19 protein-coding genes are annotated in these 21,396 nt (G+C 71.1%); 5 read left to right on the plus strand and 14 right to left on the minus strand.

Annotated elements, in window-relative coordinates; all coding sequences use genetic code 11:
- The first annotated feature begins 6 nt into the window (after window positions 1-6).
- Window positions 7-936, plus strand: coding sequence for a 5-dehydro-4-deoxyglucarate dehydratase (gene kdgD, locus ACIREE_RS03655; RefSeq protein ID WP_404145641.1), 930 nt, complete (start codon window positions 7-9; stop codon window positions 934-936).
- Window positions 937-943: 7 nt separating this feature from the next.
- Here the strand turns inward: kdgD and ACIREE_RS03660 are convergent, their stop codons facing one another.
- Both ACIREE_RS03660 and ACIREE_RS03665 read right to left on the minus strand, forming a co-directional pair.
- Entirely contained in the window at window positions 944-2,614 is a 1,671-nt protein-coding gene (locus ACIREE_RS03660) for a thiamine pyrophosphate-binding protein (protein ID WP_404145644.1), read from the minus strand.
- Between the two features lie 51 nt (window positions 2,615-2,665).
- Window positions 2,666-4,132: a sodium:solute symporter gene (locus ACIREE_RS03665; protein ID WP_404145647.1), complete on the minus strand. Its 1,467-nt coding sequence runs from the start codon at window positions 4,130-4,132 to the stop codon at window positions 2,666-2,668.
- Between the two features lie 144 nt (window positions 4,133-4,276).
- Between ACIREE_RS03665 and ACIREE_RS03670 the strand changes: the two genes are divergently transcribed.
- Window positions 4,277-5,719 carry a helix-turn-helix domain-containing protein gene (locus tag ACIREE_RS03670; RefSeq protein WP_404145650.1) on the plus strand — a complete coding sequence of 481 codons (1,443 nt, stop codon included), beginning with the start codon at window positions 4,277-4,279 and terminating at the stop codon, window positions 5,717-5,719.
- A 23-nt stretch (window positions 5,720-5,742) separates the two neighbouring features.
- Here the strand turns inward: ACIREE_RS03670 and ACIREE_RS03675 are convergent, their stop codons facing one another.
- Both ACIREE_RS03675 and ACIREE_RS03680 read right to left on the minus strand, forming a co-directional pair.
- Window positions 5,743-6,099: a YkvA family protein gene (locus ACIREE_RS03675; protein WP_404145653.1), complete on the minus strand. Its 357-nt coding sequence runs from the start codon at window positions 6,097-6,099 to the stop codon at window positions 5,743-5,745.
- Window positions 6,100-6,141: 42 nt separating this feature from the next.
- Window positions 6,142-6,936, minus strand: coding sequence for an SDR family NAD(P)-dependent oxidoreductase (locus ACIREE_RS03680; RefSeq protein WP_404145656.1), 795 nt, complete (start codon window positions 6,934-6,936; stop codon window positions 6,142-6,144).
- A 156-nt stretch (window positions 6,937-7,092) separates the two neighbouring features.
- On the opposite strand from ACIREE_RS03680, the gene ACIREE_RS03685 reads away from it, so the two are divergent.
- On the plus strand, window positions 7,093-7,263 hold the full coding sequence (locus ACIREE_RS03685; RefSeq protein WP_404145659.1) for a hypothetical protein: 171 nt from the start codon (window positions 7,093-7,095) through the stop codon (window positions 7,261-7,263).
- A 14-nt stretch (window positions 7,264-7,277) separates the two neighbouring features.
- Here the strand turns inward: ACIREE_RS03685 and ACIREE_RS03690 are convergent, their stop codons facing one another.
- From ACIREE_RS03690 to ACIREE_RS03725, 8 genes are all read right to left on the minus strand, one after another.
- On the minus strand, window positions 7,278-7,784 hold the full coding sequence (locus tag ACIREE_RS03690; protein ID WP_404145662.1) for a DUF5709 domain-containing protein: 507 nt from the start codon (window positions 7,782-7,784) through the stop codon (window positions 7,278-7,280).
- A 98-nt stretch (window positions 7,785-7,882) separates the two neighbouring features.
- Window positions 7,883-8,278 (minus strand): hypothetical protein, encoded by a 396-nt coding sequence (locus ACIREE_RS03695; protein WP_404145664.1) that lies wholly within the window; start codon window positions 8,276-8,278, stop codon window positions 7,883-7,885.
- Between the two features lie 63 nt (window positions 8,279-8,341).
- The gene (locus ACIREE_RS03700; protein ID WP_404145667.1) at window positions 8,342-9,964 is read right to left on the minus strand and encodes a glycoside hydrolase family 13 protein; all 1,623 of its coding nucleotides are present in this window, start codon (window positions 9,962-9,964) and stop codon (window positions 8,342-8,344) included.
- Window positions 9,965-10,009: 45 nt separating this feature from the next.
- Complete coding sequence (locus ACIREE_RS03705) at window positions 10,010-11,722, minus strand: glycosyl hydrolase family 28-related protein (protein ID WP_404145670.1); 1,713 nt, start codon at window positions 11,720-11,722, stop codon at window positions 10,010-10,012.
- 43 nt (window positions 11,723-11,765) lie between these two features.
- Window positions 11,766-12,650: a carbohydrate ABC transporter permease gene (locus tag ACIREE_RS03710; RefSeq protein WP_404145672.1), complete on the minus strand. Its 885-nt coding sequence runs from the start codon at window positions 12,648-12,650 to the stop codon at window positions 11,766-11,768.
- Between the two features lie 15 nt (window positions 12,651-12,665).
- On the minus strand, window positions 12,666-13,613 hold the full coding sequence (locus ACIREE_RS03715) for a carbohydrate ABC transporter permease (protein WP_404145675.1): 948 nt from the start codon (window positions 13,611-13,613) through the stop codon (window positions 12,666-12,668).
- Window position 13,614: 1 nt separating this feature from the next.
- On the minus strand, window positions 13,615-14,859 hold the full coding sequence (locus ACIREE_RS03720) for an extracellular solute-binding protein (protein ID WP_404146795.1): 1,245 nt from the start codon (window positions 14,857-14,859) through the stop codon (window positions 13,615-13,617).
- A gap of 260 nt (window positions 14,860-15,119) precedes the next feature.
- The gene (locus tag ACIREE_RS03725) at window positions 15,120-16,127 is read right to left on the minus strand and encodes a LacI family DNA-binding transcriptional regulator (RefSeq protein WP_404145678.1); all 1,008 of its coding nucleotides are present in this window, start codon (window positions 16,125-16,127) and stop codon (window positions 15,120-15,122) included.
- Window positions 16,128-16,280: 153 nt separating this feature from the next.
- On the opposite strand from ACIREE_RS03725, the gene ACIREE_RS03730 reads away from it, so the two are divergent.
- Window positions 16,281-17,612, plus strand: a complete 1,332-nt coding sequence (locus tag ACIREE_RS03730) for an SLC13 family permease (protein ID WP_404145681.1) — start codon at window positions 16,281-16,283, stop codon at window positions 17,610-17,612.
- Window positions 17,613-17,819: 207 nt separating this feature from the next.
- Window positions 17,820-18,230 carry a GPI anchored serine-threonine rich family protein gene (locus ACIREE_RS03735; RefSeq protein ID WP_404145684.1) on the plus strand — a complete coding sequence of 137 codons (411 nt, stop codon included), beginning with the start codon at window positions 17,820-17,822 and terminating at the stop codon, window positions 18,228-18,230.
- On the opposite strand, the gene ACIREE_RS03740 is transcribed toward ACIREE_RS03735, so the two are convergent.
- Together ACIREE_RS03740 and ACIREE_RS03745 are read right to left on the minus strand one after the other, a co-directional pair.
- The gene (locus ACIREE_RS03740; protein ID WP_404145687.1) at window positions 18,227-20,866 is read right to left on the minus strand and encodes an FUSC family protein; all 2,640 of its coding nucleotides are present in this window, start codon (window positions 20,864-20,866) and stop codon (window positions 18,227-18,229) included. The genes ACIREE_RS03735 and ACIREE_RS03740 overlap by 4 nt on opposite strands.
- Window positions 20,863-21,342: a MarR family winged helix-turn-helix transcriptional regulator gene (locus tag ACIREE_RS03745; RefSeq protein ID WP_404145690.1), complete on the minus strand. Its 480-nt coding sequence runs from the start codon at window positions 21,340-21,342 to the stop codon at window positions 20,863-20,865. Before ACIREE_RS03745 ends, ACIREE_RS03740 begins: the two co-directional genes overlap by 4 nt.
- Between the last annotated feature and the right edge of the window lie 54 nt (window positions 21,343-21,396).

Genomic DNA, 21,396 nt, shown 5'->3' on the forward strand with positions numbered 1-21,396 from the left:
TCCACCATGACGTCCTTCACCCCGGCAGAGCTCGGCCGTCACATCGGCTCGGGTCTGCTCTCCTTCCCCGTCACGCACTTCGACGCCGACGACCTGTCCTTCGCAGAGGACGCCTACCGCGCCAACATCGAGCGGCTGTCCACGTACGCGGTCGGCGGGCTCTTCGCCGCGGGCGGCACCGGCGAGTTCTTCTCGCTGACCGCGGCCGAGACCGAGCAGGTGGTGCGCGCGGCCGTGCGGGCGGCTCCCGAGGGCACCCCGATCCTGGCACCGGCGGGGTACGGCACCCGTACCGCGATCGAGTACGCCCAGGCCGCCGAACGGGCGGGCGCCCACGGCCTCCTGCTCTTCCCGCCCTACCTGACGGAGGCCTCGCAGGAGGGACTCGTCCGGCACGTCGAGGCGGTCTGCCGGGCCACGAAGCTCGGTGTCATCGTGTACGGCCGTGCCAATGCCGCCTACAGCGCCGACACCCTCGCCCGGCTCGCCGACTCCTGCCCGAACCTCATCGGGTACAAGGACGGCATCGGCGACATCGACGCCATGACCCGTATCTACACGCGCCTCGGCGACCGGCTCACGTACGTCGGCGGCCTGCCGACCGCCGAGATGTTCGCCCTGCCCTACCTCGAACTCGGCGTCACCACCTACTCGTCGGCCATCTTCAACTTCCTGCCCGAGTTCGCCCTCGACTTCTACGGCGCGGTACGCGAGCGGCGGCACGACACCGTCATCAAGCTCCTCGGCGACTTCGTCCTGCCGTACACCGAGATCCGCAACCGGCAGAGCGGGTACGCGGTCAGCATCGTCAAGGCCGGCATGACCGCCACCGGTCACGGCGCCGGTCCGGTCCGCCCGCCGCTGACGGACCTCACCGAAGCCGAACTGACCGAACTGACCGCGCTGATCGAGGGCGTGGCCACACCTCGCCCCTGAGGGCGGCTCAGCCCAGGTGCGTCGGCGCGAACATCCGCAGCAGCGCGGGGAGGACGACGACGCTCGGCCCGGGTGTGGCGAGCGCCGCCGCCAGGTCGTCGCGCAGCGCCCCGGGCGAGGTCCGCACCGCGGGCACCCCGAACGACTCGGCCAGCGCCACGAAGTCCGGCCGGGTCAGTTCGGTGCCCTCGGTGTCGCCGAAGGTGTCGGTCATGTACTCGCGCAGGATGCCGTAGCCGCCGTCGTCGACGATCAGCCAGGTCACGTCGAGTGCCTGCTGCTTGGCGGTGGCGAGTTCGGCGATCGAGTACAGGGCGCCGCCGTCGCCGGAGACCGCGAGCACGGGGGTCGTCGGGTCGGCGACAGCGGCTCCGAGTGCGGCGGGGAAGCCGTAGCCGAGGCCGCCGGCGCCCTGCGCCGAGTGCAGCGCGCCGGGCCAGGCCGACCAGGCCCAGTACGCCAGGATCGTCATGTCCCAGAAAGACGGGGCGCCAGGGGGCAGCGCATCGCGGACAGCCGCCAACACCTCTTGCTCCAGGGTGAGTTCCTGACCGTCGATACGTTTCCGTACGGCGGTCAGGACCTCGGCGACACGGTCGGCCACGCCGTCGTCGGCCCGCTTGTCGACCGCGTCGGCGAACGCCTTCAGGGTGAGCCGGGCGTCGGCGTGGAGGCCGAGGGCAGGATGGTTGGCCTCCAACTTGCCCGCGTCCGCCTCGACGTGGATGACCCGGCCACGCGGCGCGAAGGTGTGGTAGTTCGAGGACAGCTCACCGAGCCCGGAGCCGACCACCAGCAGGACGTCCGCGTCCTCCAGAAACGCGGTCGTGTGCCGGTCCTCCAGCCAGGACTGGAGGGAGAGCGGATGGTCCCACGGGAAGGCGCCCTTGCCGCCGAACGTGCACACCACCGGCGCGTTCACCTGCTCCGCCAGTGCGCGCAGTTCCGCTGCCGCGTCGGCGCGGACGACACCGCCGCCCGCGACGATCACCGGCCGCTCGGCCCGCGTCAGCAACTCGGCCGCTGCGGTGACGAGTTCAGGTCGGGGAAAGAGAGCGCGCGGCCTGGCCTCGACCGTCGTCACGACCGGCTGCGCCGCGGGGGCGAGCAGCACGTCCTGTGGGATCTCCACGTACACCGGGCCGTGCGGCACGGTGAGCGCCGACTCCCAGGCCGCCGCGATCGCCGACGGGATCTGGGACGCGGTCCGCACCGGGTGCACGGACTTCACGATCCCCTTGAACACGGCTTCCTGATCACGGAGTTCGTGGAGGTAGCCGTGCCGCCCGCCGCCGACTCCGGCCAGCGGCACCTGGCTGGAGATCGCCAGCACGGGCGCGCTGGCGGCCGCCGCCTCCTGCAGTGCAGCCAGCGACATCAGCGCGCCGGGGCCGGTGGACAGGAACAGCGGCGCGGCGGTCCCCGTCATCCGGCCGTACGCGTCCGCCGCGAACCCCGCGTTGTTCTCGACGCGCAGCCCCACATAGCGCAGGTCGGAGCGGCGCAACGCGTCGAAGAGGCCCAGCGCGTGCTGGCCCGGCACACCGAAGACCGTGGTGGCGCCGAGGCCGGACAGGGTCTCGATCACCAGGTCGCCGCCGATCCGCCCGGTGGCCTGCGTCGACACGGCGGCGTCCGGTGCGGGTGAGATGTCCGTGCTGGTGCGGGTGCTGGTCATGCGCAAGTGCCTTCTTTCCTGTGCCTGTTCACTTCATGGGCCGGGCGCCGCTCATGGCCGCGCCGCGACCGCTTCCGCCGCCGGAGCCGGTGCCTCCGCGCGCCCGGCGAGCCGCTCCCGCCAGTGGGCGAGCACCGCGGGGTCGGTGGGCCGGGTCGCCAGAGAGACGGCGACGTAGGCGGCGAGGGAGGCCAGAAGCCCGTAGTAGACGGGCTCGTTGGCGAGGATTCCGTATCCGGCCATGAGGCCGATGACGGCCGTGCCGCCGACCGCGACGGCGGCCAGCGCGCCGGCCGCGGTGCCGCGCTTCCACAGCAGGCCGCCGAGGATCGGCACGAGGAGCCCGCCGACCAGCAGGTTGTAGGCCACGGTCAGCGCCTCGACGACGTCGTTGAGGGCGATGGCGATACCGATGACGGCGACCCCCATGACGAGGATGAACACCCGGTTGCCGGAAACCTCGTCGCCTTCCTCCTTTGTGCCGCGCACGGCGCCGCGCAGCCGCGACCAGATGTCGTTGTTGGCGACGGTGGCGCAGGCGATGAGCGCCCCCGACGACGTCGACATCACCGCGGCGAGCGCGGCCGCGAGCACCAATCCCCGTACGCCGACGGGAAGTTCGTCCTTGACGATCGTCGCGAACGCCGAGTCGGCGGACGGCAGCTTCGGATACATCACCTTGGCCGCCGTCCCGATGACGGCACCGGCGATCGCGTACACGAGACAGTAGGTGCCGGCGACGGTGCCGCCGTAGCGGGCGACCTTGTCGCTGCGCGCGGTGAACACGCGCTGCCAGATGTCCTGCCCGATGAGCATGCCGAACGTGTAGATCAGGACGTACGTGAAGATCGTCTCGCCGCCGATGCCCAGCGGATCGAAGTACGAGGTGGGCAACTGCGCCTTCATCTCACTGAACCCGCCGGCCTTGATGACGGCGATGGGCAGCAGCAGGACCAGCACGCCGATGGTCTTCACCACGAACTGCACCATGTCGGTGAGGGTGATGGACCACATGCCGCCGAGCGTCGAATACGCGACGACGATGGAGCCGCCGAGCACGATCGCCAAGGTGCGGTTCATGTCGAAGATGACGTCGAAGATCGTGGCGTAGGCGATGGTGGAGGTGACCGCCAGCATCAGCGTGTACGCCCACATGACGACGCCGGAGATCAGGCCGGCGCGGCCGCCGTAGCGCAGGTCGAGCATCTCGGAGACGGTGTAGACCTTCAGGCGGGAGATCCGCGCCGAGAAGAGCACCGACAGGGCGAGCAGGCCGAGGCCGATGGTGAACACCATCCAGGCGCCGGACAGGCCGTACTGGTAGCCGAGGCCGACGCCGCCGATGGTGGAGGCGCCGCCGAGGACGATCGCGGCCATGGTGCCCGAGTACATGCCGGGGCCGAGGCGGCGGCCCGCGACGAGGAACTCGGACTTGGACCTGGCGCGGCGCATGCCCCACCAGCCCATGGCCAGCATGCCGGCGAGATAGACGACGATCACTGTGTAGTCGACGGCCATGGGGCGGCCCTCCTTCACGCACAACGGCGGGGGTTCGGCGGGGTCGGGCGGGGGGTGTGGAGCACGACCCTAGGTGGCTGGGGAACGGCGCTGAAGTGTACGTTTCCTCCACTCGCAGGCCTGTCAGCAGAGGAAACGTCCACCATGCCCGAGACTGCAGCCGCTCCGCGGATCCCTCCGACTCCCCCGGTCCCCCTGGCCACGCTCCTTGCCCGCGAGGATCTGGGGCTGCGGCTGATCGGGGGCGGTCCGGCGGAGGATGTGGTGATTTATTGGGTGCACACGTCCGAGATGCCGGACCCGTATCCGTATCTGCTCGGCGGGGAGTTGCTGCTGAGCGCCGGCGCGCACGCCACGGAGGCCGCGGGCACGGGCCCCTACTTCGACGACTATGTGGCGCGGATCGTCGCGGCGGGCGGCGCGGCGCTCGGGTTCGGGCTCGCTCCGGTGCACGACACGGTGCCGCGCGCGCTGGTGGAGGCCTGCGAGCGGCGGGGTCTGCCGCTTCTCGAAGTGCCGCCGCGCACCACGTTCAGCGGGGTCGCGCGGGCCGTGTGGAGTCTGATGGCGCAGGTCAGGCACGCGGAGCTGCGCCGGGTCACGCAGGCGCAGCAGAGTCTCGCCGCGGCGGCCGCGCGCCCCGATCCGGTGGCGGCCGTGCTGGGTCAACTCGCCCGGTTCGCGGGCGGGTTCGCCGTGTTGGCCGACGCGGACGGTGTCCCGATCCGGCAGGCCGGGCGGGAACCTGCGGACGGTGTGGCGCGGGCGCTGACCGCCCTGATCGATGTCGTGCGCGGGCCGTCGACCGGGGGGCGTCCGACGTCCGCGTCCGACACGGTCGGCGGCACGCGGCTGTCCGCGTACGCGCTGAGCGGCGGGGGCGGCCACGCGCTCGGCCTGACCGGGCCGTCCCGCGACAGCGGGGACCACACCGTCGCCGGGGCCGCCGTCGTCCTGCTGTCCCTGCTGACCAGCCGGCACCAGCTCGCGGGAGCCTCCGGGGACACCGACCGGTCGGCGGCGCTGGTCCGGCTCCTGCTGGGCGCGCGCCCCGAGGACGTGGCGGAGCTACTGGGCGGGGCGCAGTGGCGGGTCGCGCAGCTGCGGTGGACGGGAGCAGGGGCGGCGGGCGGGACGCCGCCGCCCCCTGCGGTGCCCACACCGCTGGTCGACGTCGACGGCGGGCGGGTCCGGGCGCTGCTGCCCGCGGATCAGGAGATCACCGGCCATCCGGGCTGGGCGGCCGGTGTCAGCGCCCCGGCCGGCCTGCGGGACCTCGCGGCGGCCGACGCCCAGGCGTCCCGCGCCCTGGCCCGGGCCCGCGCCACCCGCAGCCCGCTCGTCCACCACCGCACCGCATCCCCCGGCCTCGCCCTCACCCCGCTGCTCGACAACGCGGCCCTGCTGGAGACTCTGCGCATCTGGCTGTCCCTGCACGGCAGTTGGGACCGTACGGCCGCGGCGCTCGGTGTGCACCGCAATACCGTGCGCCAGCGCGTCACGAAGTGCGCGACGCTCCTGACCGCCGATCTCGACGATCCGGACGTACGGATGGAACTGTGGTTCGCCCTGCGGTACGTCCCGTGAGCCGGCGGGGCGGGGCCGATCCGTCAGGACGGTCCGGGGCCGCCCCACCGGCCCGGACCGAGCTGCTTGTCACTGGAGGCCGAAAGAGTCGATCCGGACCCGCCCCGCGACGCCGTGACGGCGCGTGCCGCCGAGTGCAGTGACTTCAGCGCGACGAGCAGGACCCCGATGTCGTCCAGGTAGATCGGGTCGGGGAGCAGGTCGACCGGGGAGACCGTGTAGACCACGGCGACCCAGAACAGCGCCTTGCTCCGCAGCGGGATGCCCGCGTCGAGGAGCAGTTTGCGCGCCTGGAAGACGCGTACGAGGAGATACACGGCGACCACCAGCATGACGACGGCCGCCACCGTCGCCAGGACGAACCATGTGTGCCCATCCATCAGTCGTCCACCCCTGTCCGGTCCCGGTTCGCTTGCCCGCCCTCACGGCAGGATGGAGTCCACGTACCCACCGTCGACCCGTACCGCACCTCCCGTGGTCGCCGAAGCCTGGTCGGAACCGAGGTAGACGACCATGTTCGCGATCTCTTCGGGCTCGATCAGGCGCTGCAGCAACGACTGCGGCCGGTGCTCCCGCATGAAGGCGCGCTGCGCCTCGTCCCACGGCAGGTCCCGGTCGACGAGTTCGTAGACGAAGTCCTCGACCCCGCCGGTGTGGGTGGGCCCGGCGATCACCGAGTTCACGGTGACACCCGTCCCCGCTGCGCGCTTGGCGAAGCCGCGGCTCACGGACAGCAGAGCCGTCTTCGACATGCCGTAGTGGATCATCTCCGCGGGCACCACGATGGCCGAGTCGCTCGCGATGAACTGCACCCGGCCCCAGCCGCGCTCCATCATGCCCGGCAGGAACATGCGGGTGAGCCGGACGCCCGCGAGGACGTTGACCTCGAAGTAGCGCCGCCACTCGTCGTCGGTGATCTCCAGCGGTTCGGCCGAACCGAAGATCCCGAGGTTGTTGACCAGGATGTCCGTCTCGGGCAGCGCCTCGGCCACCTGCCGCGCGCCCTCCTCGGTGGTGACGTCCGCGACGACCGGCACCAGGTCCGCCCCCGGCGACTGCGCCGTCAGCCGTTCGATGCTCTCCTGCACACGCTCGGCCGAACGCCCGTTGGCCCCGACGCGGGCCCCGGCCCGGGCCAGGCCCGTGGCGATCGCCGCCCCGATGCCCTGGGTGGAGCCGGTGACCAGCGCCGTCCGCCCCTTCAGATCGATCCGCATGTTGTGTGTCCCTTACTGATCGGGGGCTGGTCGGGTCTTCGTCGGGGTGTCGCTGTCCCGCCTCCGTCCGGATCCTCGCGTGACGTGCGGTGCGCCGCACGTCACGCGAGGATGGAGACGGCTCGGGGCGGAATTCGACACGAGGAGATCGACATCGTGCTCATCATCGTCGCGATGGTCCTGGGAGCGGTCAGCATGGTCTGCATAGGCGTCACCGCACGTCAGTGCACGACGGACGACATCACGATCGGCCCACCGATCGTCGCCCTCGTGACGGCCTTCACCTCGGTGGCACTGATGCTGACGGCCACCGCCTACGGACACTGACGCCCCGCCGGGCATCAGCCCGGCTGCTCGTCCTCGTCGACCAGATGAACAGCGGCCTCCTCTGCCGACGCCGCTCCCCCGTCGATGCCCACGTCCTCGGCCAGCATGTCCTTCTCGGCGTCCTCATGGGCGCCCTCGTCGGGTGCCACGAGCCGGCCCGCGCGCGCCGCGCCGACCTCGCCGTCGAGTGGTTCGCCCTCGCCGTCGGGCAGGTCGCCGACGCCGTCGCCCGCCTGCTCGTCCGATTCGAGCGCCTCGTACTCGTCGACCGCGGGGTCCGCGCGCTCCTCGGCCAACCGCTGGTCGAGGCTCTCGCCGTCCCGCTGTTCCGCCGCGGTGTTGCCCGTGTGCTCGACGCCGAGCGGGCGCTCCGGGGGCGACCACCCTTCGTCGTACGGATCGACCCCACGGTCGGTCAGTGTGTCCTCCACGTCGAGGACGCCCTCGTCCTCACGCGCGTCCGGGTCTCCGGGCTGGTACACCTCGTCGCCCATGAGCGTCTCGTCGTTCCCGTCGGTCATCCGGTGTCACCTCGTTTCCTCGTCCCCCGTGCCTGTTCGTCCCCCTCCCCGTCACGTAACCAGCCTGCGCCAGGTCACGCATATCGGCGCCTTGTAAGTCAGGCGGGGACGGCTGCACGGGGCACCACCACGATCTGCACATCGTCCTCGTAGACGACTCGCCCGGGGTCCGTGGAGGTCGCCTTTCGCCAGGGGACACCGTGCGCGTCAAGGATCTCCAGATAGCCGTCCAGCCGCTCGACGAGGTGCGTGGCGGACGGCTTGAACCAGGCCGTGGCCCCCGGATTGACGGCGGGGTCGTAGACCGACGGGTCGACGGTGGACGGGTCGGTGTACGCGGCGTCGTACCAGGAATTGTTCGCCCGCCGGAAGCTCTCCTGCTCCGCGCTGAGCCGCCCCTGACGGCCCAGGTTGTTCAGCAGCCCGAACACGCCCTTGAAGTGTCCGTGCGCATCCGGCGTGGCCACTTGGAAACGTATGTACTCGATCGCCATCGGGCGATCTTTCCACGCGCGCCCCAGGGGCTCGGGCAGCATCGGGCAGGGTCGGAGGGGCTCCTACGCGTCAGGGGTACGCAGCCACACTCCCGTGTCGGGCGGCACCTGCCCGTCGATGAGTGGCTGCGAGGCCAGGAGTACGGCGGTGTGCGGTGGCAGGTCCACCGGCCTGCCGGAGAGATTGACCAGGCAGGTGAAGTCGGCACCGCGAGCGAAGGCGAGCACTCCGTCGGGAGATTCCAGCCAACGCAGCTCCCCGTCTCCCAGCGCGGGTTCGGCGCGGCGCAGGGCGAGGGCGGTGCGGTAGAGGTTCAGCATGGAGTCCGGGTCGCGGTCCTGCGTGGCGACGCTGAGCGCGGCCCAGGACGGCGGCTGCGGCAGCCAGGGCCGGTCGGCGCCCTCGGGCGAAAAGCCGTAGGGCTCCTCGGTGCCGTGCCAGGGCAGCGGCACGCGGCAGCCGTCGCGGCCGGGGTCGGTGCCGCCGGTGCGGTGGTAGATGGGGTCGTCGCGCCGGTCGGCGGGAATGTCCTCGACTTCGGGCAGGCCGAGCTCCTCGCCCTGGTAGATGTAGACCGCACCGGGCAGGGCCGTGGTCAGCAGGGCGGCGGCGCGGGCCCGGCGGCGGCCGAGTGCCTCGTCGACGACGGGGTTGAACTGGCGGATGCCGCCGGCCGTGCTGGTGTCGGGGCGGCCGTAGCGGGTTACGTGCCGGGTGACGTCGTGGTTGGAGAGGACCCAGGTGCTGGGCGCGCCGACGGCGGCGTGCGCGGCGAGCGTCGCGTCGACGCACGCGCGCAGCGCGCTCGCGTCCCAACTACAGCCCAGAAAGTCGAAGTTGAAGGCGGTGTGCAGTTCGTCGGCGCGCAGGTAGGCGGCGAAGCGGTCGCTGTCGGCGAGCCACACCTCGCCGATGAGGGCGCGGGGCTCGGGGTAGGAGTCGGCGACGGCGCGCCAGCCGCGGTAGATGGCGTGGTTCTCGTCGCGGTCGACATAGGGGTGCGGCACGGGGAAGGCGCCGTGCTGGTCGAAGTCGGGCAGGTCGGGGTCCTTGCTGCACATGGCGGCGGAGTCGACCCGGATGCCGTCGACACCGCGGTCGAACCAGAAGCGGAGCACGTCCTCGTACTCGTCACGGACCCCGCTGTCGCGCCAGTTGAGGTCGGGTTGTTCGGGGGCGAACAGGTGGAGGTACCACTGTCCGTCGGGCAGCCGGGTCCAGGCGGGGCCGCCGAAGATGGACTCCCATTCGTTCGGGGGGAGTTCACCGTCGGCGCCGCGCCCGTCGCGGAACCAGAACCGCTCGCGCTCGGCGGAGCCGGGCGCGGCACCGAGCGCTTCGCGGAACCAACGGTGTTCGTTGGACACGTGGTTGGGGACGACGTCCACGATGACGCGGATGCCGTGCTCGTGCGCCTCGGCGATGAATTTCTCCGCCTCGTCGAGGGTGCCGAAGCGCGGGTCGATCGCGCGGAAGTCGGTGACGTCGTACCCGGCGTCGGCCATCGGTGTCAGGTACCAGGGGCTGCACCAGATCGCCTCCACGCCCAGGTCACGGAGGTGGCCCAGGCGGGAGCGCGCACCGGCCAGATCACCGATGCCGTCGCCGTTCCCGTCGGCGAAGCTGCGCGGGTAGAGCTGGTAGATGGCGGCGTGCCGCCACCAGTCGGTGCTGCGCTGGGTCATGCTTCCTGCTTCCTGCTTTTGATGGGATACGGCGGTCCGGTCGTGCTACCAGCCGGAGTTGCCCGCGCCGCGGGTGACGGTGAAGCCGCCCGCGAGGTCGAGGCCGCCTGTGGCGGCGCCGGTGACGGTGGTGCCGGAGAAGGTGCCCGCGCCGGCGGCGTTGATCTCGATGCCGTAGTGCCCGGCCTTGTCGATCTTCAGGTGGTCGACGCGGAGGTCGGCGACCTGCTTCTGGTAGGAGACGAGGAGGCCGCTGTAGGTGGAGTCGAGGACGTCGTTGTCGCTCAGGACGACGGGCGTGGTGATGTCGGACGTGTCGGCGTAGACCCACAGCGCGCCGAGCTTCGCGTTCCAGTTGGGCTCGTAACTCCCGGTGCGCGCAAGGGTGTTGCGGGCGACCGTGGTGGTGCCGCTGAAGGGTTCGCCGAACCGTGTGCTGACCGCTATCCCGGCGGCCGAGGTCACGGTGTCGGTGATCGTGTTGTCCTCGACGCTGTTGCCGCTGCCGCCGTAGACGGCGGCACCGTTCGCAAGGAGGGGCAGTTGCACCGTGTTGCCGCGGAAGGCGTTGTCGGTCGCCGCTCCGCCGTCGGACCACATGGCCAGGGCGTCGTCGCCGGTCCCGCGGATGCTGCTGTTGGAGACGACGGTGTTCCGGACGGCGCCGTGCAGGTTGACGCCGTCGGCGTAGGTGTCACGGATGCGCAGGTCGCTCGCGTGCAGTCCGGTCGTCGGGGCGTTGATCCACAGGCCGACCTTGGTGTGCTGGATCCACACGTTCTTGATGACGGAGCCGGTGCCGAAGTCCCCTTCGATCGCGGCCTGTCCCCCGGCGTCGTCGCGGACGGTGTTGTCGCCGTCGATCATCAGGTCCTGGACGCTGCTCGTGCCGCCCTGCCCGTACAGTCCGCCCTTGAGGCCGGTGCCGCGCAGCACGGTGTGCCACTGGCCCGCGCCGCGCAGGGCGACGCCGCTCAGGTTCACATGGTCGGAGATGGTGTAGGTGCCGGCCGGAAGCCACAGGCCCTTGCCGTCGTTCTTGGCGCGGGCGAGGGCGTCGTTGAGCGCGGCGGTGTCGTCCTGGCCGTCGTCCGGCGTGACGCCGAGGTCCGTCGCGGAGACGTAGTCGCTCGGCATGCCGGCCGCCGCGGGTGCCTCTTCGGCCTCCAGCAGGTCGATGGTGTACGAGGCGGCCGTGTCGGCGGCGTCCTTCTGGAGCCGCAGGACGGTCCCGGCGGGCAGCGTCCTGCCGAGAAGCGCTCTGGTCTCGTCGAAGAAGCGGTGTCCCGAGCCGTCGGACGGGTTGTTGGTGTACGGGTACTGGCCGTACACCCAGCTGTAGCGCGAGGTGAGGTGCAGGTCGGTGAGTGCGGTGCCGTCGGCGTAGACGCTGAGGGTGGCGTCCTGGCCCCGCCCGTCGGCGCTGTCGGGGATCGAGTAGCGCAGGTTGAGGGCGTTGGTGGCCTGCGTGAGCGTGAACTCGACGTAGGAGCCGGTCTCTTGAAGCGTGACCGCCTTGCGCCCGGAGGCCTCGGAGGCGGGCGTGAGGTAGGTGCGGTCGGGGCCGACGGCCGGGGCGTCGGTGGTGCCGTTCTCCGCTTCGTACGTGGTGTACGGGAGGGCGGCGCCGCGCGTTTCGGCGGCCGCGGCGGAGCCGGCACCGCCCGTCTGACCTGCGGCCAGTGCGGCGGTCAGGGCGAGGGCGCCGGTCAGCGCGGTGGCAGCGGTACGTGGGGCCCGGTGCTTGATGCGGCTCACAGCGGTTCCTTCCATCGGGGTGGGGGGAGATGCGGGCTGCGGCTCAGCCCTTGAGGCTGCCGGCGGTGAGGCCGGAGATGATGTGGCGCTGGAAGATCAGGAAGAGGGCGAGCAGGGGCACGGACGCCATGACCATTCCGGCGAGGAGCTGGTTGGCGGGCATGAACTCGGCGAGCCGGTTCAGGGCGACGGTGACGGGTTGGCGGGCCGGGTCCGGCAGGACCAGCAGCGGCCAGAGGAAGTCCTTCCACACGCCGACCACGGCGAAGATCGACACGACGGCGAGGACGGGCCGCGACAGGGGCAGTACGACGGAGACGAGCACGCGGACGGGGCCGGCGCCGTCGATGCGGGCGGAGTCGAGGAGTTCGGCCGGGATCTGGTCGAAGAACCGCTTCAGGATGAAGATGTTGAAGGCGTTGGCGCAGGCCGGAAGCCAGATCGCCCAGGGCGTGTTGATGAGGTTGACGTGGAGGAGGGGCACGTCCGTGACGGTCAGATAGGTGGGGACGAGCAGCGCGGAGACCGGCAGCATCAGGGTGGCGAGCATCATGCCGAGGACGACGTTGCCGAGGGCCGGCCGGAGCTTGGAGAGGGCGTAGGCGGCGGACACGTCGACGACGAGTTGCAGCAGCCAGGCGCCGCACGCCAGCAGCAGGGTGTTCAGGAAATACTGGCCGAGGCCGACGTTAGTCCAGGCGTGGCCGTACGACTCGGGGTGCCAGCTCTCGGGCAGCAACGTTGGTGTAGGTGCGGCCAGTTCGGTCGACGATTTGAGGGCGCCGGACGCCATCCAGTAGAGCGGGAAGACGAAGGCGAGCGTGAAGCCGGTGACGGTGGCGCCGAGGACGACGCGGTAGAGGACACGGCCGGTGCGGCGGTCGAGTTCGGTGGGCGCGATGAGGGTGCGCTCGGCGGAGGCGGGCATGGTCGCGGAGTCCTTTCAGCCCTTGCCGCGGGTCAGCCGCAGATACCCGGCGGCGAACAGTCCGAGGACGACGAAGAGGAGGGTGCTCATGGCGCTTGCCATGCCGAAGTCGTTGTAGACGAACGCGTAGCGGTACAGCAGGAGCAGCACGGTGACGGTGGCGTCGTCGGGTCCGCCGCCGGTGAGCACGAAGGGCTCGATGAAGACCTGCATGGTGCCGATGATCTGCAGCAGCAGCGTGATCATCAGGATGAACCGCATCTGCGGGAGCGTGATGTGCCACAGCCGCTGCCGGATCGACGCGCCGTCCAGCTCGGCTGCCTCGTACAGGTCGCCGGGGATCGAGCCGAGCGCCGCGAGGTAGATGAGTGTGGTGGTGCCCATGTTGGCCCAGGTGGAGACCACGACCAGGGAGACCATGGCGAGGTGTTCGGACTCCAGCCACTGCTGGGCGGGCAGGTGCAGGATCTCCAGGGCGTTGTTGAAGAGGCCGGGTCCGGGATCGTAGAACCAGCGCCACAGCAGCATCGTGACGATGGGCGGCAGCATCACCGGCAGGTAGACGGTCATGCGCAGATAGCCGCGGGCGTGCCGGAACTCGTTGAGGACGACCGCTGTCACGAAGGGTGCGGCGAAGCCGAAGACGAGGGCCAGCAGCGTGAAGTATCCGGTGTTGCGCCACGCGGTGAGGAACAGCGGGTCGGCGAAGAGGCGGCGGAAGTTGTCGAGGCCGACCCACTGGGCGGGCTGGGCGAAGGTGACCTGCTGGAAGCCGAGGAGCCAGCCGCGCACGATCGGGTACCAGGAGAAGAACGCGAAGCAGATGACGCCCGCGGCGAGGAAGGCGTAAGCGACCAGGTTGTCGCGCAGTCGGCGTGCTCTGCGGGACGGCTGTGTCTTCGAGGCGGTGCGGCGCGGGGGCGCGGAGGTCTCGCGTGTGGGGGCAACGGTCGGTGCTGTCATGTCACTTGACCGTCGCGAGGATGCCGTCGACCTTCTTCGACGCGTCCTTCAGGAGCTGGTCGAGGTCGGCGTCCTGCCGGGTGAGGACCGCCTGCATCACGCTGTCGAGGGCGGTGTAGATCTGCTGGGCGTTGGGCGGTTCGACCTTCTGCTCCAGCTCGGCGTTGCCCTCGACGAACGGCTTGTAGTTGTCGCGCGGGACGTTGGCGTACTTGGCGTGGCTCGCCTCCTGCTTGTCGGACGCCGCGCCGTCGAAGAGCTGGTCCAGGGGCAGCCCGATCGGCACGTCGTTGCCGGAGGCCCGCTTGTCCTCGTAGGCGGTGCGGTCGGGGTTGAGGTACTTCCACTGGATCCACTGCAGCCCGGCCCTGATCTTCTCCGGGGACGCCTTGGGGTTGACCATGAAGCCGTTGCCGCCGCCGAGGGTGGCGGCGCCGGGCATCGCGGCGACGCCGAACTCGCTGTACTTGCGCTCGAACTGCTTGACGATGGTGGGGATGTTGTCGGGCCCGGCCATGTACATTCCGAGCTTGCCTGCGCCCATCATCTTCTGGACGTCCTCGATCTGGAGCAGCTGCCGCGAGCCCATGGAGCGGTCGGTCCAGCGCAAGGCGTGGAGCATCCGCAGCGCCTGCCGTCCGGCGTCGCTGTCGAACGCGGCGCGCCATCTGCCGCCGTCCTTGACGGCTATGTCGCCGCCCATGGAGTACACCCACGACGTGAAGTGCCAGCCGCCCTGGTTGTTCTTGCTGTAGTCGGCGTAGCCGACCGTGCCGTCACCGAGAGCACTGATCCTCTTCGCCGCGGCCCGGACGTCGTCCCAGGTGGTCGGGGGCTTCTCCGGGTCGAGGCCTGCCTTCTCGAACAGCTCGCGGTTGTAGATCAGGCCCAGCGAGTACTGCCCGTTGGGCAGTCCGTACAGCTTGCCGTCGGGGCCGGTGAAGACCTTTTTGTACGCGGGCTTGAGGTCGGCGACGTACGGGAGGTCCTTCACGTACGGGGTGATGTCCGCGGCCTGACGGCGGGCGATCAGGCCCGTCGGGTCGGTGAAGTAGACGTAGTAGACGTCCTCCAGTTGCCCGCCGGCCAGTTTCGCGGAGAACGTCTTCGGGTCCATCTGCCCTTCACGGGCGTCGATCCGGATCGTGGGGTGGGCCTTCTCGAAGGCCTTGACGTCCTGCTCGAAGTACCTGCGGTCCACCGGCTGCGTCTTCGGCGGCATCCCGTTCACCGAGATCGTGACCACGCCGTCCTTGCCGCCGGCGGACGGCGAACCGCCGCAGGCGGCGAGCCCCCACGTCAGCGTGCAGGCCATGCCCGCACCGATGAACCCACGACGGCTCAGCGCACCAGTCATCACTGATCAGCCTTCCTGCTTACGGGACAGAGCTGCGCCCCGGAATCCGAGAGGCGGGCGTCAGCGAATACGCAGAAGTTAGAAGGCTGGACTGCAAGCAGTCAATAATTTCACGCAAATTTCTGCTCACTCGATGGGAGCAGGTCCGCTCAGCGCGGGCGGGCCGCCGTGGATCCGCGCACGATCAGCTCGGTCTCGAAGTACATCGGGGCGTCGGCCATGACATGCCCCCTGACCTGCATCATCAGCGCGTCGACCGCGGCCTCGGCCATCGCCGCGACGGGCTGGCGCGCGGTCGTCAGCGGCGGGTCGACAGCGCCCATGAACGCGGAGTCGTCGAAGCCCACGACGGACAGGTCCTTCGGCACGTCGAGCCCGGTCCGCCGCGCCCCGCGGATCACCCCGAGCGCCAGCGCGTCACTGGCGCAGACCACGGCCGTGGCGCCCGCCCGCAGCAGTCCGGGCACCGCCCCCGCGCCACCGGCCACCGAGAAGAGCGAGGGCACGACCAGCGGCCGCCACACCTCCGGCGGCACGTCCCTGACCTGCCAGAACGACGCGAACCCCGACAGCTTGTACGCCGACGGCACATGCCCGACCGGCCCGATGAGCAGCCCGATCCGCTCGTGCCCGAGTGCGGTGAGATGGGTCAGCGCCTGCTCGACGGCGCGAGCATCGTCGGCCCGGACCTGGACCGCGCCCGGCATCTCGTCGGCGGCATTGATCAGGACGACCGGCACGTTCTGATCACGCAGCGCCTTGCCCTGAGCCTCGCCCGCGTCCGCGTAGCTGGAGCCGATGAAGACGATGCCGCCGACGTTCTGCGACAGCAGCATCTCCACGTAGTTCGCCTCCGAGACCCCGTCCGCGGTGCGGGTGCACAACACCGGCACCAGACCACGCTTGTTCAGCCGCCCCGCCAACGCCTCGGCGAACGCGGGGAAGACGGGATTCTGCAGGTCGGGCACGACGATGCCGATCAACGGGGCGCGCCCGGTCCGGCCGCTCGCGGGCCGGTCGAAGCCCAGGACGTCGAGCGCCCTGAGTACCCGGTCCCGTGTGGCGGGGGCGACGACGGGACTGCCGTTCAGCACGCGGCGCACCGTCACTTCGCTCACGTCGGCGAAGGCGGCCACCTGGGAGATTCGGTTCTTCACGTCCGGCACGGTACTGCAGTTCAGCAAATTATGAACAGATTCGCGCAAGCCAAAGACAGCACGGGACCGTCCAGACGAGCGTGCCGGAGATCTTGACAGGCCCATGTCGTAACGGAAAATTGGCTGAGCCACTCGTCCAATGGGAGTTCGCCCGTGTCCGCAGAGTTGCTCTCCATCCTCGTCCTGGCGGTCATCTTCGTGATCGCCACCACCCGCTCCGTCAACATGGGAGCCCTCGCGTTCGCCGCGGCCTTCGCGGTCGGCGGACTCGCCGCCGACCTCGACGCCGACGCCGTCTTCGCGGGCTTCCCCGGGGATCTGTTCGTAGTCCTCGCCGGAGTGACCTATCTGTTCGCCATCGCCCGCGCCAACGGCACGACCGACTGGCTGGTGCATGCCTCGGTCCGGCTGGTGGGCGGCCGGGTCGCGCTGATCCCCTGGATGATGTTCGCCGTCACCGCCGCGCTCACCGCGATCGGCGCCGTCAGCCCCGGGGCGGTGGCGATCGTGGCGCCGCTGGCGCTCGGGTTCGCCGCGCAGTACGGCATCAGCCCGCTCCTGATGGGGATCATGGTGGTCCACGGCGCCCAGGCCGGCGGCTTCTCCCCCACCAGCGTCTACGGCTCGACGGTGAACAGCATCGTCGACCGCGAGCACCTGCCCGGCAACGAGGGCGCGCTCTTCCTCGCGAGCCTCGTCGTGAACACGATCATCGCGGGCATCGTCTACGCCGTGCTGATGCGGCGCGGCGGCGTCCCCCATCGCGTACCGCAGCGTGCCGCGGCCGCGGTCGGCGGTGGCTCCACGCCGGCCTCGGACGCGTCTCAGGAACCGCCGGCGGAACAGCCGCGGGCCGTGCCCGCGGCCCCGGCTCCCGTCGCGGAGCGCCTGGACGGCCCGCGCATCGCCACCCTCACGGGGCTCGTGGCCCTGGTCGTCGGGGCGCTCGCCTTCGACCTCGACGTCGGTCTGACGGCGATCACGATCGCGGTGGTGCTCAGTGTCGTGTGGCCCGCGACGAGCAAGACGGCGGTCGCCGAGATCTCCTGGTCGACGGTCTTCCTCATCTGCGGCGTACTCACGTACGTGAGCGTGCTGGACGAGATGGGCACGATCAAGTGGGCGGGAAACGCCGTCAGCGACATCGGCGTCCCACTGCTCGCCGCCCTGCTGCTCTGCTACATCGGTGCGATCGTCTCGGCGTTCGCCTCGTCCGTCGGCATCATCGGCGCGCTGATCCCGCTGGCAGTGCCGTTCCTCGCGGCGGGCGAGGTCGGCGCGGTCGGCATGGTGGCGGCGCTCGCCGTATCGGCGACCGTGGTCGACGTCAGCCCGTTCTCCACCAACGGGGCGCTGGTGCTCGCGAACGCGGAGGACGTCGACCGGGACGTGTTCTTCCGGCAGTTGATGCTCTACGGGGCCACGGTCGTGGTCGTCGCGCCCGCGGCGGTATGGCTGGCCTTTGTGGTGACGGGCCTCGGGTGAGGCCCGGTTCCCGGCTTCGGGCACAGCGGACCAGCCGTCACCGCGCGCGAGGATGTCCGCCACCGGCCGCCTTGTCCAGTCGGGTCGCCCGCTTCGGGGGCAAAGGCGTACCCCATGGGGTGGCGCTGCCCGCCGATCCCTTACGTGATCTTGCGCGGGTGGGAGGGCTGAAGGTGTCGGATCCCCCTAGCGGAACGAGGTCGTCGCATGCGCCGTACCGGATTCCTGATCCTGGCCGCCGTCCCCCTGCTCTTCGGCTTCGCCCCGGCGGCCGAACCCGACCCGGCCGTCACCGTGACCGCGCCGGCCGCGGGCTCCGTGCACCGGGCGGGCGGCAGCCTCTTCGTGACCTGGCACAACGACACCGGACGGGCGGTGGACATGTGGCTCGTGCACGGCGGCGCGGACCGCGTGGCCCAGCTCGCCGCGAAGCTCAGCGCCGCTCCGGCGGGCGAGACGGCGACGGTGCTGCCCGATGTGCCGGAGGGCGCGGGCTACACCATCGAGATCATCGCCCGCGACGGCGGTGAGCGGGGCTCCAGCCCGTCCTTCACCGTGGGCCGCCCGGCCGCCCAGGGACCGCCGACGCAACGGGCCCCTGGGCTCGACTCCCGCTAGGAGCGCAGCTCCACGTCGTGTCGTACCGTCTCCGACGGGCGCTCCACGGTGACCAGTTCGGCTCGCGGCGCGTGCCGGGAGGCGGAGATCACCAGGGTGTGCGTGCCGGGGGGCAGTGCTTCGATATTGTAACTGCCCGCTGTCACCGGCGACTTGGCGAGGCGCTTGCCGCGGGCGCTGATCACCGTCACCCAGGCGGGGCAACCCTCGGGGTGGGCGGGGCAGTGCACGCGGCCTTCGACGCGGGCCGTTCCGACGGGTGCGGGCGCGCGGTACTGCGGTTCGCTCCAGGCCGCCATCACGGAGCGGGTGCGCCGCTGCATGGGTGAGGCGGGCGCCGTCGCGGTGCGGCCTTCGGCGGCGACCGGGAGGCCTGCCTGTTCCGCGTAGGCGGCGAGGGTCTCGTCGAGGGCGTCGAGTTCGCGCAGCGCGGTCCCGAGGCGTCGGGCGCGCGGGCCGGGCGGGGCCGGGGCGAGTTCCGCCTCCAGTTCGCGGACGAGCGGGCCGACCCGGCGCCAGGCGCCGGTCCCCTCGGGCTCGCCGCTCGCGAAGAACCGGTCGAGTTCCTTGAGGGACGCGGTGAGGGTCTCGGTGATGAGCCGGGCGCGTTCGGCCAGGCGCGGGGACAGGTCGACGTCGATGTCGGCGGCGACGGCCAGCGCGCGGGCGTGGCCCGTCGCCGTGGCGAGGAGTGCGACCCGGTGCTCGGCGGCGGGCCCGCGCACGCCGACGGGCATCCGTACCAGGGGTCGTACGACGCTCTGCACCTGGCTCAGCGCGGCGTCCACCGCGCGGGCCGCGCCGCGCAGTCGTACCGGCTCGTCCGGCCGGGACCAGCGCTGCTCGACCTGCATGACGACCTGGGCGAGCGCGTCGACGTACCCGCGCTCGGCCTCCTTGACGACGGTGCGGCGGGACAGCGGGAAGATCAGCGCGGCGCAGGCGGTGGCGACGAGGACGCCGATGCCGTTGTCGAGGAGCCGCTCTCCCAGCAGATGGTTCATGCCGCTGTCGGGGGTGGTCAGGGCGTAGAGCTGGACGAGCGCGACGACGAGCCCGACGACCCAGCAGGCGTAGGCACGCTGCATGCCCCAGGCGCCGAGGGTGAGTCCGGCGACGATGACGGCGAGCGTCGCGTAGACGTGATCGCGGCCGATGAAGTGCAGGATGACGATGCCGAGCACGGCGCCGATCACGGTACCGACCATGCGGTGGCCGAACTTGCGCAGGCGTTCGTGGGTGGTGTTGGTGCCGAACAGCGTGATCATGACGCCGACCAGGCCCCAGTAGAAGCGGTGCGGGTCGATCGCGTCGGAGATCGGGCAGACGATCGCGGCGGCGACGGCGGCGTGCGCGGGGACCCGGATGAACGGGATGACGCGGCGCCAGCCGGACTCCGAGCCCGCGGCGAGGACGCGCCGCGCGGGACCCGCGGAGCCGGGCAGCCGGTTGTTCTCCAGGGCGACGGTGGGCTGGAACGGGACGTCGGCCGGGCTGGTGGAGGCGGTGTGGCCGAGGGCGAGCCAGTTGTGCAGGGACGCGGCGAGCGAGTCCAGGAGGTGGCCGATGCGGCGGGCGAGCACGGCGGCCTCGACGTCGTCGGCCGGTGCGGCCGCGTCGCGCAGGATCGTCTCGGCGCGCTCCTGGACGTGGGCCGCTGCCGGGTGGAGCCCTTCCGCCTTGCCGAGCGGGGTGTCGCGGGCCAGCACGAGGCCGACCGCGAGGGCTTCGCGCAGCGGCTCGGGGACGGGCCGCCGGGTCAGGTCGGTGGCGGCCTGACCGATGCCGCGCAGCGCCAGTTCGGCGTCGAACAGATGCCGGTGCAGCAGTTCGGCCGAGGCCGGGTCGGCGGCGACCTCGGGCTGGGCGAGGCGTCCGTCGATGGTGACGGTGGTGATGTTCAGGCGGCGCAGGGACCGGTCCATGCGGCGCACCGCGCGCTCCCGGTCGGCGTCGGGGTCGAGCGTGTCCACGGCGGCGTCGGCCACGCGGCGGGCCTCGACGACGAAGGCGCGCTGGGTGCGCAGCAGGTCCTCGCGGGGCATCGGGTAGCAGAGCAGCAGCCGGGTCGCCAGGACGGCCGCGGCGGAGACCAGGGCGACCGCGAAGGCCTTGCCGACGAGCGCCGCGGGGATACCGGCGAGCATGCCGACCATCAGGCCGTTGAACAGCATCATGCCGGTGAGCAGAGCCATCGGCCCGAACCTGGCGAGGAAGAACGTCAGCGCGAGCGCGGTGATCATCAGGACCATCTGCGGGACGCGCTCGCCGTTGAGGCTCGCGCACAGCCACAGCACGGCGGTGTACGGGAACGGCATCCACAGGATGGAGCGGGCGAGCCGGTCCCAGGTGTTCTCGGCGACCGCGAACGCGCTCATCAGGCCCATCATCCCGGCGACCATCATGCCGATCATGGGCGGGATCTTCAGCGCCTCCGCCATCCCGTAGCCGACGGCGAGGGAGGTGACCATGGCGACCAACGACCGCCAGCCCGCCTGCAGTTGACCGAGTCCCGGGTCGGCCGCGAGCACCCAGTCCCACCATCTGCGCGGTCCTGCGACCCGGTGGGGCGCGAGGTCCGCGGCGGCGGCCGCGTGCGGGGCGGCGGTGTCCGGCAGTGTGTCCGGGGTGGTCAAGTTCTCTCCGATTCCATGGCGTGTACGAGTACGGCGATGGCGTCCCGCGCGGATCCGACCGCGCGCACCGCGTGCTCGGGGTCGTCGATGCTGCCGTCGAGGGCGGCGAGCAGGGCCCCTGCCATCCGCCGGCGGCCGCGTTCGAGCAGGTCGCGGCCGGCCGGCGTCAGCGACGTCTGCACCGCGCGCCGGTCGGCCGCGCAGCGCTCCCGCTCGACGAGCCCGGCTTCCGCGAGCTTCTGCAGGATCACCGTGACCCGAGGCTGGGCCATCCCGGTGGCGGCGGCGAGTTCTGTCACCCGGCGCGGTCCTGGTTCGAGCGCGTCCAGCAGGGCGACCTGGCTCCGCGTGAGCCCGAACTCCCCTGCCTTGAAGAGGGCTTGGGTCAGTTGCCCGATCCCCCGCAGCAGGCCGCGGGCAGCGCCTTCGACACGCCGCGCCTCGAGGGGTTCGACGGACCCCGAGGATAGATGCATACGGAAATTATATACATGCCGCATACAAACATCTGACCAGGGTCCACGCCGGAG

Source organism: Streptomyces sp. NPDC102467, from assembly GCF_044765445.1.
Classification (GTDB): domain Bacteria; phylum Actinomycetota; class Actinomycetes; order Streptomycetales; family Streptomycetaceae; genus Streptomyces.

Bases quoted from the DNA above. Each gene is read 5' to 3' on its own strand.
- ACIREE_RS03660 (WP_404145644.1), bottom strand. From the start codon at position 2,614: ATGACCAGCACCCGCACCAGCACGGACATCTCACCCGCACCGGACGCC.
- kdgD (WP_404145641.1), top strand. From the start codon at position 7: ATGACGTCCTTCACCCCGGCAGAGCTCGGCCGTCACATCGGCTCGGGT.
- ACIREE_RS03710 (WP_404145672.1), bottom strand. From the start codon at position 12,650: ATGCCCGCCTCCGCCGAGCGCACCCTCATCGCGCCCACCGAACTCGAC.
- ACIREE_RS03665 (WP_404145647.1), bottom strand. From the start codon at position 4,132: ATGGCCGTCGACTACACAGTGATCGTCGTCTATCTCGCCGGCATGCTG.
- ACIREE_RS03735 (WP_404145684.1), top strand. From the start codon at position 17,820: ATGCGCCGTACCGGATTCCTGATCCTGGCCGCCGTCCCCCTGCTCTTC.
- ACIREE_RS03700 (WP_404145667.1), bottom strand. From the start codon at position 9,964: ATGACCCAGCGCAGCACCGACTGGTGGCGGCACGCCGCCATCTACCAG.
- ACIREE_RS03670 (WP_404145650.1), top strand. From the start codon at position 4,277: ATGCCCGAGACTGCAGCCGCTCCGCGGATCCCTCCGACTCCCCCGGTC.
- ACIREE_RS03675 (WP_404145653.1), bottom strand. From the start codon at position 6,099: ATGGATGGGCACACATGGTTCGTCCTGGCGACGGTGGCGGCCGTCGTC.
- ACIREE_RS03680 (WP_404145656.1), bottom strand. From the start codon at position 6,936: ATGCGGATCGATCTGAAGGGGCGGACGGCGCTGGTCACCGGCTCCACC.
- ACIREE_RS03690 (WP_404145662.1), bottom strand. From the start codon at position 7,784: ATGACCGACGGGAACGACGAGACGCTCATGGGCGACGAGGTGTACCAG.
- ACIREE_RS03745 (WP_404145690.1), bottom strand. From the start codon at position 21,342: ATGCATCTATCCTCGGGGTCCGTCGAACCCCTCGAGGCGCGGCGTGTC.
- ACIREE_RS03715 (WP_404145675.1), bottom strand. From the start codon at position 13,613: ATGACAGCACCGACCGTTGCCCCCACACGCGAGACCTCCGCGCCCCCG.
- ACIREE_RS03695 (WP_404145664.1), bottom strand. From the start codon at position 8,278: ATGGCGATCGAGTACATACGTTTCCAAGTGGCCACGCCGGATGCGCAC.